Origin of the sequence: Limnohabitans sp. Bal53 (genome assembly GCF_003063355.1) — a bacterium.
In the GTDB taxonomy this organism is placed as follows: Bacteria; Pseudomonadota; Gammaproteobacteria; order Burkholderiales; family Burkholderiaceae_C; genus Limnohabitans_A.
Genome location: NZ_NESH01000001.1, coordinates 224,975 through 239,613 on the forward strand (window position 1 = coordinate 224,975; position 14,639 = coordinate 239,613).

At 61.3% G+C, this 14,639-nt stretch carries 14 protein-coding genes; 8 read left to right on the top strand and 6 right to left on the bottom strand.

Annotated elements, in window-relative coordinates; genetic code table 11:
* Nucleotides 1–167 precede the first annotated feature (167 nt).
* On the bottom strand, nucleotides 168–1,502 hold the full coding sequence (locus tag B9Z50_RS01030; protein ID WP_233249700.1) for a c-type cytochrome: 1,335 nt from the start codon (nucleotides 1,500–1,502) through the stop codon (nucleotides 168–170).
* Nucleotides 1,499–2,284 carry a cytochrome c gene (locus B9Z50_RS01035; protein WP_370463037.1) on the bottom strand — a complete coding sequence of 262 codons (786 nt, stop codon included), beginning with the start codon at nucleotides 2,282–2,284 and terminating at the stop codon, nucleotides 1,499–1,501. The genes B9Z50_RS01030 and B9Z50_RS01035 overlap by 4 nt, the downstream gene beginning before the upstream one ends.
* A gap of 168 nt (nucleotides 2,285–2,452) precedes the next feature.
* Between B9Z50_RS01035 and B9Z50_RS01040 the strand changes: the two genes are divergently transcribed.
* Together B9Z50_RS01040 and B9Z50_RS01045 are read left to right on the top strand one after the other, a co-directional pair.
* On the top strand, nucleotides 2,453–2,971 hold the full coding sequence (locus B9Z50_RS01040) for a GNAT family N-acetyltransferase (RefSeq protein ID WP_108361855.1): 519 nt from the start codon (nucleotides 2,453–2,455) through the stop codon (nucleotides 2,969–2,971).
* Between the two features lie 28 nt (nucleotides 2,972–2,999).
* On the top strand, nucleotides 3,000–3,983 hold the full coding sequence (locus B9Z50_RS01045) for a tRNA-dihydrouridine synthase (RefSeq protein WP_108361856.1): 984 nt from the start codon (nucleotides 3,000–3,002) through the stop codon (nucleotides 3,981–3,983).
* On the opposite strand, the gene B9Z50_RS01050 is transcribed toward B9Z50_RS01045, so the two are convergent.
* Entirely contained in the window at nucleotides 3,980–4,273 is a 294-nt protein-coding gene (locus B9Z50_RS01050) for a hypothetical protein (protein WP_108361857.1), read from the bottom strand. The two genes, B9Z50_RS01045 and B9Z50_RS01050, sit on opposite strands and share 4 nt — an antisense overlap.
* 78 nt (nucleotides 4,274–4,351) lie before the next feature.
* On the opposite strand from B9Z50_RS01050, the gene B9Z50_RS01055 reads away from it, so the two are divergent.
* Nucleotides 4,352–5,071 carry a 16S rRNA pseudouridine(516) synthase gene (locus B9Z50_RS01055; protein WP_108362476.1) on the top strand — a complete coding sequence of 240 codons (720 nt, stop codon included), beginning with the start codon at nucleotides 4,352–4,354 and terminating at the stop codon, nucleotides 5,069–5,071.
* Between the two features lie 23 nt (nucleotides 5,072–5,094).
* On the opposite strand, the gene B9Z50_RS01060 is transcribed toward B9Z50_RS01055, so the two are convergent.
* Nucleotides 5,095–5,907 (bottom strand): alpha/beta fold hydrolase, encoded by an 813-nt coding sequence (locus tag B9Z50_RS01060; protein ID WP_108361858.1) that lies wholly within the window; start codon nucleotides 5,905–5,907, stop codon nucleotides 5,095–5,097.
* Between the two features lie 349 nt (nucleotides 5,908–6,256).
* Between B9Z50_RS01060 and prfB the strand changes: the two genes are divergently transcribed.
* The 3 genes from prfB to B9Z50_RS01075 all read left to right on the top strand — a co-directional run bounded on the left by prfB (nucleotide 6,257) and on the right by B9Z50_RS01075 (nucleotide 11,186).
* Nucleotides 6,257–7,361, top strand: a protein-coding gene (prfB, locus tag B9Z50_RS01065; RefSeq protein ID WP_108361859.1) for a peptide chain release factor 2 whose coding sequence is annotated in 2 segments (ribosomal slippage) — nucleotides 6,257–6,337 and nucleotides 6,339–7,361 — 1,104 coding nt in all. Because the reading frame shifts where the segments join, the coding sequence is not laid out codon by codon here.
* Between the two features lie 33 nt (nucleotides 7,362–7,394).
* Nucleotides 7,395–10,106, top strand: coding sequence for an aminopeptidase N (gene pepN, locus B9Z50_RS01070; RefSeq protein WP_108361860.1), 2,712 nt, complete (start codon nucleotides 7,395–7,397; stop codon nucleotides 10,104–10,106).
* Nucleotides 10,107–10,172: 66 nt separating this feature from the next.
* Nucleotides 10,173–11,186 (top strand): class 1 fructose-bisphosphatase, encoded by a 1,014-nt coding sequence (locus B9Z50_RS01075; protein WP_108362477.1) that lies wholly within the window; start codon nucleotides 10,173–10,175, stop codon nucleotides 11,184–11,186.
* 137 nt (nucleotides 11,187–11,323) lie between these two features.
* Here B9Z50_RS01075 and B9Z50_RS01080 read toward each other — a convergent pair whose 3' ends face one another.
* Both B9Z50_RS01080 and B9Z50_RS01090 read right to left on the bottom strand, forming a co-directional pair.
* Nucleotides 11,324–11,572: a hypothetical protein gene (locus tag B9Z50_RS01080; RefSeq protein WP_233249701.1), complete on the bottom strand. Its 249-nt coding sequence runs from the start codon at nucleotides 11,570–11,572 to the stop codon at nucleotides 11,324–11,326.
* A gap of 289 nt (nucleotides 11,573–11,861) precedes the next feature.
* Nucleotides 11,862–12,758, bottom strand: coding sequence for a hypothetical protein (locus tag B9Z50_RS01090; protein WP_233249702.1), 897 nt, complete (start codon nucleotides 12,756–12,758; stop codon nucleotides 11,862–11,864).
* A 206-nt stretch (nucleotides 12,759–12,964) separates the two neighbouring features.
* On the opposite strand from B9Z50_RS01090, the gene B9Z50_RS01095 reads away from it, so the two are divergent.
* Together B9Z50_RS01095 and B9Z50_RS01100 are read left to right on the top strand one after the other, a co-directional pair.
* Entirely contained in the window at nucleotides 12,965–13,630 is a 666-nt protein-coding gene (locus B9Z50_RS01095; protein WP_199221645.1) for a CoA pyrophosphatase, read from the top strand.
* Between the two features lie 7 nt (nucleotides 13,631–13,637).
* Nucleotides 13,638–14,603: a CobD/CbiB family protein gene (locus B9Z50_RS01100; protein WP_108361863.1), complete on the top strand. Its 966-nt coding sequence runs from the start codon at nucleotides 13,638–13,640 to the stop codon at nucleotides 14,601–14,603.
* Nucleotides 14,604–14,639: the final 36 nt, after the last annotated feature.

Below are 14,639 nucleotides of genomic sequence, written 5' to 3' on the forward strand. Positions count from 1 at the left end.
GGCAGGTCACCAAGGTGCAACCGGCTGGGTGTGAAGAAGCCTGTTGGGGTTCTGATCATCGCGGTCGGAGACCGCTCCTACGGGGGGCCGCGTACTGGGTAGAGGCGGTTTTCTGTGGGAGCGGTCTCCGACCGCGATCCCCCATTCGCAATAGGCAGCTCAAGTTGTCAACCGCCTTGTGCTGCCCGGATCCGGTTGACCTGCAAGGGCGTGACCTCGCTGGCCTGATTGCCCCAGCGGGTGCGAAGGTGGGTCAGCACAGCCGCGATGTCGCGGTCTTGCAGGTCCAGCAAAGCAGGCGGCATGCCGAAGGGGCGAGGATGACCTTGCGTCGCTGGGCCGTAGCCGCCGTAGAGCACCAATTGCACCAGGTTGGTGGGGTCGTTCAGCAGCACGGCCCGGTTGCCCGCCAGGGCGGGGTAAGCCACCTCGCCCGAGCCGGTCTTCATGCCTTCGCCTTGCTCGCCGTGGCACTGCAGACATTGGTTTTCATAGACTTTGCCCCCCAGTGTGGCCACTTGCAGGCTGATGCGTGCAGGTTGAGGCTTGGCAGGTGTCGGCTGGGGCGTGCTTTGGGCGCGTGATTGCAAGTACACGGCCATGGCGTACAAGTCGGTTTCTTTCAAGAGCTGCAGGCTGTGCTGCACCACTTCGCCCATGGGGCCGCTGGTTTGGGCGGTGTTGGAGGCGCCAGTGCGCAGCAGCCGCACGATCTCGGGCAGGGGTGTGTTGGCCATGCCGGTTTCGGCGTCGCGCGTCAGGTCGGGCGCGTACCAATTGGCCACCGGCATCAGCCCACCCGACAAGTCGTTCACCGCACCGCTGGCCCCCAGCGCATTGCGTGGGCTGTGGCAGGCGGCGCAGTGGCCCAGGCCTTGCACCAGGTAAGCACCTCGATTCCATTCGGCGCTTTGCGATTTGTCTGGCTGAAAAGGGCTGGGCTCAAAAAACAGACTGCGCCACACGGCCAGCGCGGGCTGCGTACCCACGGGCCAGACCAAGGTGTGGGCCGGCTGGGCTTGCACCACCGGGGGCAGGGTCTTGAGCCAAGCCAAGATGGCATCGCTGTCCTGGCGCGAGATGACGCTGGTGTGGTTGTAAGGAAAAGCCGGGGCCAGCAATCGCCCGTTGGGGGATCGACCACGGTGCATGGCTTGCCAGAAGTCTTGCGCCGTCCATCGGCCCAGGCCCGTCTCGGGGTCGGGCGTGAGGTTGCTGCTGTACACACCGCCATAGGGTGTGTCGAGGCGCCGACCGCCCGCAAAAGGTGTGCCGCCCCGGGTGGTGTGGCAGGCCATGCAGTTGCCCGCCAGAGCCAGATAGCTGCCTTGTTCGATCTGGGTTTCGGTGATGGGGGCTGAAAGGGCCGTGTGGTCGGGTTGCGGCCCCACCAAATCGCCCCAGTTGTCCCACACCACCCCTAAGGCCAGCACTAGAAGGCTGATCAATGTGACCCAGCCCAGGCGTTTGACCGGGTGCACGCCTTGCCCTATGCGCTTCATGGCTTGCCTCCGTTCAGGGGCTTGGCGGTTGTGACCGACAACTCCGGCGCACTGCCGCAGCGCAATGCCTCGGGCAAGGCAGGCCCTGCAGGGGCTCGATCGGCAGGCCGGGTGTCCGCAGGCAGCGGCTGTCGAGCCAGCCAGCTCGACACGGCAATCAGGTCCTGCGCAGGCATGCGTTTGACAATTTCGGCCATGCAGTCGGGGGCGTGGGCACGGCGCTGCGCGGTTTGCCAGGCGCCCAGCTGCGCGTTCAGGTAGTCCAGTGGCAAGCCCAAGAGCCCCGGCACGTTGGGCTGCACGCCGGTCAGGCGCACGCCGTGGCACTGTGTGCAAGCGGGCAAGCCGCGTGTCGCGTCGCCTTGCGTCACCAGCTGCTGGCCTTTGGCCAAGCGCTCAGGCGTGATGGCGTTGTTGGCCGCAGGGGCGGGATAGGGCAGCTGCAGATCGGCGAAGTACTGTGCCATCTCACCCAAGTAGGCATCGGTCAAGGGGTCAACCAAGCGGGCCATCAGGTCGTAATGGCGGCGGCCTTGTGCGAAATTGCGCAGCTGGTTGTGCAGGTAACCCGCCGGTTTGCCTGCCAGGCGCGGGTAATAACCATCAGGCCCGGCGCGGCCTTGCTCGCCATGGCAGGCGGTGCAGGCACGGGTGCGCTCGGCCAAGTCGTCGGCAAAACGGGCTGGTTTTTGGGCGTTGAGTGGGCCTACACCCAAGGCAGCTGCGACCCAAAAAAGGCCTTTGAAAAGGTCTTTGAGGAACCAGACGCGGCGCTGGTGCAAGTGGGTTGGGGGATGATCCAGGGGGGCTGCGGGCCTGGGTGCGGTGAAATTCTGACTGCTTTTGAACGTCCTCATGCACTGAAGATAACCGATGCGGCGACAATGACGGGTTTTGCGCCGAAAGCCCTGTGGCCCAAGTGCGTTGTTTTTTCTTTATCTGTTTAAGCCATGTCCGATATCCAAGTCCGATTTGCCACCCTCCAAGACGCGCCTGCTGTGGCCGCATTGCATGTGAGCGCCTGCCGCGCCGCTTACGCAGGTCAAGTGCCCGATGCCCATTGGGACGCCACGCCCATGCCCAAACGCGTGTCGTTTTGGAAAGAGGCGATCGAGTATGGCGAGCCACAAGTCATGGTGGCGGTAGATGGCCGTGAGATCGTGGGCTTTGTGGGCTTTGACCGCTCGCGCGACCCGAAAAGCAAAAACACCACCGGCGAGATCTGGGCCATCTACGCCGCCCCAGACCGCATTGGCCAAGGCATTGGCCTGGCCTTGTGGGATGCTGCCCGCGAAGGCCTGGAAGACGAGGACTGCACCGATGTGACAGTCTGGCTGCCGCTGCTGCACGAGCGCACCTTGCGTTTTCATGACCTGGCCGGCTTCAAGCGCGAGATGAACACCGCCCGCACCGTGCCTCTGGGCGGTGTGAAAGTGGAAGAAGTTCGCCTCAAGCGCAAGCTCGGCTGAACGAACAGCCCTACTTTTGCGGCCCACGATGCACATCATGCTGGCCCCCATGGAGGGGCTGCTCGACCACACGCTGCGCGATGTGCTCACGCGCGTGGGTGGGGTGCACGAGTGCGTCTCTGAGTTCATCCGCGTGACCAACACGGTCTTGCCTCGCCGCGCTTTCATCCGGGTCGCGCCGGAGTTGCTCAACCGCAGCCGCACCAAGGCCGGCGTGCCAGTCAAAGTCCAGTTGCTGGGTTCGGACCCGGTGTGCTTGGCGGACAACGCGGCAGCTCTGGCCGAGCTCCAGCCGCACGGCATTGATCTGAACTTTGGTTGCCCGGCCAAAACTGTGAACCAGCATCGGGGGGGGGCCGTTTTGTTGGACGAGCCCGAGCTGGTCGGCCAGATCGTGGCAGCGGTGCGCCGGGCGGTGCCTGCACACATCCCGGTCTCGGCCAAGATGCGCTTGGGCTACAACGACGACAGCCGCGCTGAGGATTGCGCCCAAGCCATTGAATCGGCCGGGGCCAGCGAGCTGGTGGTGCACGCGCGCACCAAGGAGCACGGTTATCGCCCACCTGCCTACTGGGACCGCATTGCCGACTTGCGCCAGCATGTGCGTTTGCCCATCGTGGCCAATGGCGAAATCTGGACGGTGGCCGATGCGCTGCGTTGCCGCGAGGTGACGGGCTGTGACCGCCTGATGATCGGGCGCGGCATGGTCACCGACCCCGGGCTGGCGCTGGCCATTGCCCACCACCTGGCCACAGGGCAAGGCCGCGCACCGGGTCAGGGTGTGCCCTGGAGCACCTTGGTGGCATTGATGCAGGTGTTTTGGCAAGGTGTGAGCGCCCGTGTGGCCACGCGGCACCGGGCGGGGCGGCTCAAACAGTGGCTCAATTACATGCGCCGGGTCTACCCCGAGGCGCAGCAGGCCTTTGACGAGCTGCGTCTGGTGCACGACGCAGGGCAGATAGAACGTTGGCTGGCTTTGCACACAGCCCCAGCCCCGGAGCCTGCGATTTAATTCTGACTTGCGCTTTGGCTGGACAGCCGAAGGCGCGCTTTGTCGGCCCACATCTGCAGGCTCGCGAGCAAGTCCTTTTGGCTGAACGAGCAGCTTTCTTCGCTGAACAAGACGCTGGCCTCGATGCGGTCGAGCAAGGGCTGCAACACCTCGTCAAAACGTGCGGGCAGCGCCAAGGAGGCCGCTTGTGAGCGCCACAGGCGAATCATCTCGCTTTGCGCCAGTTGGCCATTTTGGCTTTGAGCCAGTGCGGTGTTCATGCGGTCGAGCGTTTCAAGGGCAGCACTCATGGGCCGGGTCTCCTGCAAGCGATGGGGTCAATTTCGAGGCGACAATCATGCCCCATGAAAGCCAAACCTCTCAAACCTATGCGCCTGGAAGACATTTTGTTCAGCCAGGGCTTTGGCACCCGCCGCGTGTGCGCGGGCCTGGTCCAGCAAGGCCATGTGCAAGTGCAGGGCCAGACCGTTACCGACGCGGGTGAATTTTTCGATCTGGAAGACCTGCATTTCACGGTGCAAGGCACCGATTGGCCCTACCTGGACAAAGCCTACGTGTTGCTGCACAAACCTGCGGGCACCGAGTGTTCGCAAAAACCATCCACCTGGCCGAGCATTTACACCTTGCTGCCTGCGCCTTTGCGCCAGCGTCCGCAAAAGGCGGCGGTGCAGGGCGTACAAGCCGTGGGGCGCCTCGATCAGGACACCACCGGCTTGTTGCTGCTGACCGATGACGGCCAGTTCATCCACAAGATGAGCTCGCCCAAGCACCATGTGCCCAAGGTGTACGAAGTCACCACCAAGCACCCGATCACACCCGACATGGTGGCCAAGCTGCTGGGCGGTGTGGTGTTGGACGACGATCCCAAGCCGGTCAGGGCAGCGGCCTGCGAGGCGGTGGGCGAATTGCACCTGAAACTCACCCTGACCGAGGGCAAATACCACCAGGTCAAGCGCATGGTGGCGGCCGTGGGCAACCGGGTCGAGGCCTTGCACCGTTCGCAAATCGGCGCTCTGGTATTGGGCGATTTGGCCCCTGGTCAATGGCGCTTTCTGACGCCATCGGATTTGGCGGCGCTCAAGCCCTGAGCTGCCACCTTCCTGGGCGGCCTTCAGGGCCGAAGGCTGGACAGGCTGGCCATGAAATCGGCCACCGCGCAAGCCACGGCCTCGGCTTGATCGCGGTGCGGAGAATGGCCGCAGTCGGGCAGTGTGAGCAAACGAGTGTGGGGCGCAGCTTGGGCGATGTCCTCGATCTGGGCCAGGCTGCCATAAGGGTCATCCTCGCCCTGGATGGCCAGCAAGGGCGCCTGGATGCCGGACAATTCGGCGCGGATGTCAAAACTGGCAAAAGCCGGACTTAGCCACACCTCGTTCCATTGCCAAAAAGCGCAATCCACATCGTCGTGGTAAGCGGCCAGTCGCTCGCGTAAAGCACCTTGTTCAAAAGCCTGGCGGGCTTGTTGAATGGCCTGCAGCGACATGGGCTCCACCATGACGTGGGGGGCCATAACGATGCAGCCGCGCACATCAAAACGGCTGGCGTGCAGCAATGCGATGGTGCCCCCGTCCGAGTGCCCGAGCAACACGGGCCTCTCAATGCCCAAGGCCTCAAGCAAGGCGGGCAAGACCTCGAAGGCTTCGCGGTGCATGTAGTCGGGCAACAAACGCCCATGACGCTGACCATCCAACTGCCCAGAGGGGCCACGCACATCGCGCACGGGGTCGGACTGGCCATAGCCCTGCCGCGAAAACACCAGGCCTGCGCACCCCAGTTGGGCGCAAAGGCGGCTGGGCCAGTCGCGCCACATGCGCACGCTGCCCAGGCCTTCGTGCAAAAAAACGAGGGTCGGACCATCGGCACCCGGGGGCGCGGTGATGCTCAGGGTTTCAAGCCCAATGCCTTGGATGTAAATTTTTGACATGGTGGTGGTTGATCCGAAGTCATCAGCGAAACACGATAAAACTTGGGCGTGATGGAGCAAGTCCGACGTGATTCGTTTTACTCACTTGATTTTGAATTTCCCGAACACCAGTGATCCGCCTGACACCGTTGATTGTCGGAGCTGAAGGACTGGCATCATCACTTGATCACACCAAGATTGTCGCAAAGAGGCCCTGGGGGGCTACTTGGAGCTGATTGCCAGCCCCAGAGCCTCGACATAGAGGGTACGTGTGCCGCCATAGGGTGCACGCTTGTGAATCAACTCTTGCTGCGGCCTGCAAAGACAAGTCATGAGAAAATGCCCGGTTTACCGAACCGGAGTATTTCCCATGGACGCAGAACGCATCAACCAGATTGGCACCACCCTCACCGACCTGAGCGCCCGGACCCAAGAGTTACGGGGGTATCTTTGACTACGATGCCAAATCTGAACGGCTGAGAACCGTCAACGCATCGCTCGAAGATCCCGCGGTCTGGAACGACCCGAAAAAAGCCCAAGAACTGGGCAAAGAGAAAAAAGCCCTCGACGGTGTGGTGGTCACCATCACCAACCTGACCAGCGAGCTGGCCGACAACCTTGAACTCTTCGAGATGAGCAAGGAAGAAGGCGACGACGATGGCCTGCTGACCATCGAGGCGGAAACCGCCAAATTGACTGCACTGGTAGAAGACCTCGAATTCCGCCGCATGTTCCGCCACGAGGCCGATCCGCTCAACTGCTTTGTCGACATCCAAGCAGGCGCTGGTGGCACTGAGGCCTGCGATTGGGCCAGCATGCTGCTGCGCCAGTACCTCAAATACGCCGAACGCAAAGGCTTCAAGGCCACTGTGGAAGACGAAACCCCGGGCGACACCGCGGGCATCAAGGGCGCGACGATCAAGATCGAAGGCGAATACGCCTTTGGCCTGCTGCGCACTGAAACCGGCGTGCACCGCTTGGTGCGCAAGAGCCCGTTTGACTCATCGGGCGGCCGCCACACCTCGTTCGCCTCGCTGTTTGTTTACCCCGAAATCGACGACTCGATCGAGATCAACATCAACCCGTCTGACGTGCGCACCGACACATTCCGTGCCAGCGGCGCGGGTGGTCAGCACATCAACAAGACCGACTCGGCTGTGCGCCTGACGCACATCCCCACCGGCATCGTGGTGCAGTGCCAAGACGGCCGCAGCCAGCACAGCAACCGCGACGTGGCCTGGCAACGCCTGCGCTCGCGTTTGTACGATTTCGAGATGCGCAAGCGCCTGGAAGAGCAGCAAAAGCTGGAAGACACCAAGACCGATGTGGGCTGGGGTCACCAGATCCGCAGCTATGTGCTGGACAACAGCCGCATCAAGGATTTGCGCACCAACGTCGAAATCTCGGCCACCCAAAAGGTGCTCGATGGCGACCTCGATGCGTTCATCCAAGCCTCACTGAAACAAGGCCTCTGAGCGGCTCAGACCTCAAACAAAACGGAGTTAGTGATGCGTGAAGGACAAACCTCAGCGATTCAACGGGCCGACTATGTCGCCCCAGCTTTTTGGATCGACACGGTCGATTTGACCTTTGATCTGGAACCGGCCAAAACCCGTGTTCTGAACAAGATGCGCCTGCGTCGCAACCCGGGCGTTGCGGCCCAGGCGCTGCGTCTGGATGGCGAAGACCTGAACCTGGCACGCGTGCTCGTCAATGGTTCTGGTACCTCGTTCAAGATAGACGGTGGCCAGTTGGTTTTAGAAAACCTGCCTCAAGGTGAAGACGCCTTTGATCTGGAAATTTTCACCACATGCAATCCCGAGAAGAACACCCAGCTGATGGGCTTGTACGTCAGCCAAGGCACGTTCTTCACGCAATGTGAGGCCGAGGGCTTTCGCCGCATCACCTACTTCCTGGACCGCCCTGATGTGATGGCCAGCTACAGCGTCACGCTGCGTGCCGACAAGGCCAAATACCCGGTGCTGCTCAGTAACGGTAACCTGGTTGAGCAAGGCGCGCTGGATGACGGTCGCCACTTTGCGAAGTGGGTCGACCCGCACAAAAAACCCTGCTACCTGTTTGCTCTCGTTGCGGGTCAACTTGTCGCTCGCGAGCAGCGCATCACCAGTCGAAGTGGCAAAGAGCATCTGCTGCAGGTGTTCGTGCGCCCGGGCGACCTGGACAAAACCGAACATGCCATGAACTCGCTCATGGCCAGCGTGGCTTGGGACGAAGCCCGCTTTGGTCTGCCGCTCGATCTGGAGCGCTTCATGATCGTCGCCACCAGCGACTTCAACATGGGGGCCATGGAAAACAAGGGCCTGAACATCTTCAACACCAAGTACGTGTTGGCCAACCCGAACACCGCCACAGACATGGATTTCGGTGGCATTGAATCTGTGGTCGGCCACGAGTACTTCCACAACTGGACGGGCAACCGCATCACCTGCCGCGACTGGTTCCAGCTCTCACTCAAAGAAGGTCTCACGGTCTTTCGTGACCAAGAATTCAGCCAAGACATGGCGGGCGAGGCGAGCGCCCGCGCCGTCAAACGCATCGAAGACGTCCGAGTGCTGCGCACGGTGCAGTTTGCCGAAGACGCTGGCCCCATGGCCCACCCGGTTCGCCCGGACAGCTACGTCGAGATCAACAACTTCTACACCGTCACCATTTACGAAAAAGGCTCCGAAGTCGTTCGCATGATGCAGACCCTGGTGGCCACGCCCAATGACAGCCTGGGCCGTGCTGGTTTCGCCAAGGGCATGGCGCTCTACTTTGAACGGCACGATGGCCAAGCCGTGACCTGTGACGACTTTGCACAAGCGATTGCCGATGCCAACCCTGACTCGGCACTGGCACAGAACCTGACCACGTTCAAGCGCTGGTACAGCCAAGCCGGCACACCACGCCTGCAAGCGACCGGCAGCTACAACGCCGCCGAGCGCAGCTACACCCTCACCTTGAGTCAAAGCTGCCCAGCCACCCCCGATCAGGACAGCAAATCGCCCTTTGTCATCCCCGCTACCCTGGGCCTGCTCGGCCGTGATGGGACTGCTGTGCCGTTGCAATTGGCGGACACCCACAACGCAGTGATGCAGCAAACTTTGGTGCTGACAGAAGCCAGCGCCCGCTTCACCTTTGTCAACATCGACAGCGAACCTGTGCCCTCACTGCTGCGCGGCTTCAGTGCGCCCGTGGTGCTGGAAGACGGTTTGTCAGCCGACGACTTGCTGATTTTGTTGGCCCACGACAGCGACGCCTTCAACCAATGGGAAGCCGGCCAGCGCCTGATGCTGCAAAGCGCCCTGCAGGCCATTCAGCAAAACAAGGACCTCACAGGCCAGCCCGTGCTCTCCGAGGCCCTCGTGGCCGCTTTACGCAATGTGCTGCGCCACCCCATGCTGGACGCGGCCTTCAAAGACCTGGCGCTCTCGCTGCCGTCTGAAAACTACATCGCCGACCAGCTGGACGTTGTGGAGCCTCAACGCGTGCACGCCCTGCGCGAGAACATGCGCCTGCAACTGGCCACCGCCTTACAAGCCGACTGGCAATGGGCTTGGGATGCGCACAAAAACAACGGGGCCTACACGCCCGACGCCAAGTCGAGCGGCCGCCGGGCTCTGGCGGGTTTGGCCATGACCATGCTCTGCGTGGCCGCCGTGCACAACGGCGATGCAGTCACCCCTGGCCGCGTGTTCCAGCAGTTCAAGGACGCAGGCAACATGACCGATCGCTTCAATGCCTTGTCAGCGCTGGTGGTGAGTGGCCATGCCCTGGCGCAAGACGCCTTGGCTTTGTTCCACAAAATGTTCAGGCACGAAGCCCTGGTGATCGACAAGTGGTTTGCCCTGCAAGCCAGTGCGCCCGACCGTGCCGGCGATGTGTTGCCGCGTGTGCGCCAACTCATGCAGCACCCAGACTTCAGCTTGCGCAACCCCAACCGCGCCCGCAGCCTGATTTCCAGCTACTGCAGCGCCAATCCGGCAGGTTTTCACCGCGCCGACGCGGCCGGTTATGTCTACTGGAGCGAGCAGGTGCTGGCGCTCGACGCCATGAACCCGCAAGTGGCCGCACGCCTGGCCCGCGCGATGGACCGCTGGAGCCGCTTGGCCGAGCCCTACCGCAGCGCAGCCAAGGTGGCCATCGAACGCGTCGCGGCCAAATCAGACCTGTCGAACGATGTGCGCGAAGTCATCAGCCGCGCCCTGAAAGCCGCATGAAGTTTGGCCTCTCGCGAAGCCACAAATGCGGCACCTGACCTCGACGCCAAAACCTAAGGAATGAACATGAGCTCCAAAATTTCCCTCTCCCGCTACCTGGTGGAACAGCAACGCGACAAAGGCCACATTCCGGCTGACTTGCGCTTGCTGCTCGAAGTGGTCGCGCGCGCCTGCAAAAGCATCAGCCACGCCGTGAACAAAGGCGCGTTGGGCGGTGTGCTGGGCAGCGCCGACAGCGAAAACGTGCAAGGCGAGGTGCAAAAGAAGCTCGACATCATCGCCAATGAAGTGCTGCTCGAAGCCAATGAATGGGGTGGACACTTGGCGGCCATGGCCTCCGAAGAGATGGACAGCATTTACTTGGTGCCCAACCGCTATCCGCAAGGTGAGTACCTGCTCATGTTTGACCCGCTCGACGGCTCGTCCAACATCGACGTCAACGTCAGCATTGGCACCATCTTCAGCGTGCTCAAAAAGGCGGATGACAACCAAGGCGTGACCGAGCAAGACTTTTTGCAACCGGGCAAGCAGCAAGTGGCCGCAGGCTATTGCGTCTATGGCCCACAAACCACCTTGGTCCTCACCGTGGGTGACGGCGTAGCCATGTTCACGCTCGACCGTGAACAAGGCTCTTTCGTACTGACACAAGAAAACGTCCAAGTGCCAGCCGACACCAAAGAGTTTGCCATCAACATGAGCAACATGCGCCATTGGGACGAGCCCGTGCGCCGCTACATCGACGAATGCCTGCAGGGCAAAGAAGGCACGCGCGGTAAGGACTTCAACATGCGCTGGATCGCCTCCATGGTGGCCGACGTGCACCGCATTTTGACGCGTGGCGGTGTCTTCATGTACCCCTGGGACAAGCGCGAACCACACAAAGCCGGCAAACTGCGTCTGCTCTATGAAGCCAACCCCATGAGCTGGTTGATCGAGCAAGCCGGCGGCGCGGCCACCAACGGCAAACAGCGCATCTTGGACCTGCAACCGAGCCAGCTGCACGAACGTGTGAGTGTGTTCCTGGGATCCAAAAACGAAGTTGAGCGCGTGACCCAGTACCACGCGAACGCCAACGCCTGATTTTTGCTGCTGGCTTTAGGGTGGGTGCCGGCAGGCCCGTCAGACCCGCCAGCAAAGCGAATCTCAGTGCGCAAGGCTCGACTTAGCCGGACAGCACCGACTTGCTCTAGCCCAGAAGCCCAGGCTTCTGGGCTTTTTTACGCGCGTCCTGTTGTCCGCGCGCCTGAGCCCACAGTCAACATTTCAAGCCGGTTCAAGGCCCCCAGGGCCTGCACGGCTTTGCGTGTGGCACCGGGCACGTTGCTGCCACTCGAGCGCAAATAGTGCAGCGCCATCGCCAAGGCATTTTCTGCTTCCTGGTGCATGGCCAAAGTGAAGTGGTCCTGGTGCACTGGGGCGCTGATGTGGCGCGAGTTCAGAGGTGTCAAGCGGGCTACGTTGGTCATGGGTTCATGCTCCTGTCTATGCATGCTGGATAGCATGAATGAAATTTATCAGCATTTAATTCGTATTTATTACTTTGACTTGTTTAAATTGCAACAAATTGAAATACCATCAATAGACAGTTCGGGTGTCAAGATCTCCCCAATGGCCCCCAACCACATCCTGAAGATCAGAAAGACGTTAAAAAAACAGCCACTCCAAGGAGTGGCTGCAGCGTGAACGAGACGTCCAAGATAACCAAAGGCAAACGGGCGCAGACCCAGTCAGGGCTGCCAGTCTCAATGCCCCGGATCAATCGTCGAGATCGGGGGGTAAACCATCGCCCTCCACCTGAGCCGGGGCCGCAGGCCCAGTCACCACCTGGCGCAAGGTTTCGCGCAACATTTTCTTCTCGGGTAGGCTCAAGGCACGGGCCAATCGTTGGCGCATGCGCAACAAAAGCTGGCGATCGACTTCCTGAGGAATACCTCTGCTGATCTGCAGCGCGTCACGCAGGTCTTCGCGCAGGTCTTCAGGTTCGTCGGCCCACCAGGCAGAAATCACCTCATGCATGGACTTGCGCAGCTCTTCCACATCCTCAACAGCCAAGCCCATGCCGATGGGCAGTTTGCCTTGCAGCATGTCGGCCAGGGCTTGTGAATTAACGACCACACGGCGGTCGGCCTGGGCCAGCAAACGGGCCCAACCCGGATCGGTGCGCACCATTTGCGGCATGTTGCGGGCCGACTCGTCGGCCAGCAGGTGAACGCTCAAGCCGCTAAGTTGGGCCTCATCGATGGTGGCCAAAAAGCGCTCGTCGTCGCTGGCCACCAGCACATGGTCGCAAGCATGGTGTTCAGCCAGTTGCTTGAGGTCGTGGCCCAGTGAGCGCAGCAGCGAGGCGCCCCCATCGGCATCGTGGGCCTGCACCAAGCGCACAATTTGGTCGTCGATGACCAGGCCATCGGAGCGGTCGCTGTACCAGTAGATGCGGCGCAGGTCCACATCCAGCGCAGCATGTGACAGGGCCTGGGACAGCAGGCTGAGTAAACCCTGGCGGTTGACCGATTCACCGGTGGCGCCCATCGCGCCTTGCTGAGCCAACCAGATCAGAAAGCGGCCATCGATCAAGGCCATACAAGTGCCGCCACGGTGCTCACCAAAACGGCGTTCGGAACGGGTATCGTGAGAAAAATATTCGCGTTTCATGAAATGACTTGAATCCATATGTATAAAACCAGTAACGTTGCTAAATAGGGCAACTCACCTATTTTACGGTCACGCCCTGCGGACACGGGCACCCGCCGACTGGGCAGCGCCAGCGCACCAGCCCTTGTCGGTTATAAATACCGCCTGTGTCCAAAAATCCAATCTTTGATCCGAGACAAGTCCCGGTTTGGCAAATCGACCACGACATGCCCGCTGTGCCGACTGCCGATTTACAGCCCGATGCCCTGAAAGCTCGGTTTGCGCAGCCGCCTGCTTGGCAGCCGGAAGTGGTGCGAGAAAGCTTCACCTCAGACCGCCCCCCAGCGCAGGCGGCGGTCTTGGTTCCCATCGTGATGCGTGGCCCAAAAGCCTCGTCACCTACGGTGCTGCTGACACACCGCGCTGCGCACATGAAGACCCATTCGGGACAAATCGCCTTCCCTGGTGGCAAGGTGGACCCCGAAGACGCGAATATGCAGGCCACCGCCTTGCGCGAGGCCGAAGAGGAAGTGGGTTTATCAGCCCGCCATGTGCAAGTCATAGGCGAGTTGCCTGTTTACATCACGGGCACCTCGTTTTGGGTAACGCCGGTGATTGGCTTGGTCACACCCGAATTTGAGCTGCGCCTGAATGCCGATGAGGTGGCCGATGTGTTTGAAGTGCCCCTGGCTTTTTTGATGAACCCGGCCAACCACCGCCGCCACGCCATGGACTGGCAAGGTGCGCGCAGGCAATGGTTCTCCATGCCTTACCAAGAGCAGCGCACGACAGCCCAAGGCCAGGTGCAGGCGGTGGAGCACTTCATCTGGGGTGCCACGGCCGGTATGCTGCGCAATTTTTACCATTTCCTGGTGGCCTCGCCATCCACATGAGAATGCCATGAGTTTTTTTGCCATCTTGCTGGCCCTGGTCCTGGAACAAGCCCGCCCCCTCAAGACCGATAACCAGGTCTTTGCTGCGGTCGAGCAGTGGACGGCCTGGGTAGTGCGCACCTTTGACGCAGGCACCCGCCCTCAGGCCTGGGTGACTTGGGGCGTCACCGTCCTTTCCCCAGCCTTGCTGGCCGTGCTCTTGCATTGGCTGCTCGATTGGACGCTGGGCTGGTGGGTGGCGGTGCTGTGGAATGTGGCCTTGCTTTATGTGACGCTGGGTTTCAGGCAATTCAGCCACCACTTCACCGGCATCCGAGAAGCCCTGGAAAACGGCGACGAAAACAAAGCCCGCGAGTTGCTGGCGCAGTGGCAGCAGGTGCAGGTGGGGCAAATCCCACGCAGCGAAATCGTGCGGCATGTGATCGAGTACTCGGTGATCGCCGCGCACCGGCATGTGTTTGGTGTGTTTTTTTGGTACGCCGCCTTGTCCATCATCGGCTTGGGGCCGGTGGGCGCGGTGATTTACCGACTGACCGAATTGGCGCAGCGGCGCTGGCAGGAGCCGTCAGCCGATGGTTCTTTTCCCAGCGAAGTGCTGCGCTCGGTCTCGGCACGCGCTTGGCAGGCGATCGACTGGTTGCCCTCGCGCATGACGGCCTTGGGCTTTGCCATCGTAGGTAGCTTTGAAGACGCCATGGACGGCTGGCGGCACCATGCACAGAACTTTCCGCAAGACAACGATGGCGTGATCCTGGCCGCTACGGCAGGGGCCATCAACATCCGTTTGGGCGGCGTTGCTTTGCAACCCGCCGCCGAGGGCGTGACCCCGCCGGAGAACGCGGACAGCAGCAGCACACCCGGTCGCGTGGCCAGTGTGGCGCACTTTGCACAGGTGGTGGGCCTGGTTTGGCGCACTGTCATCATGTGGCTGGTGCTGGTGGCTTTGCTGACCATGGCCAACTTGGTCGGCTGAATCCGCGAAGAATCTGGACTGAGGGTACGGTCAAAG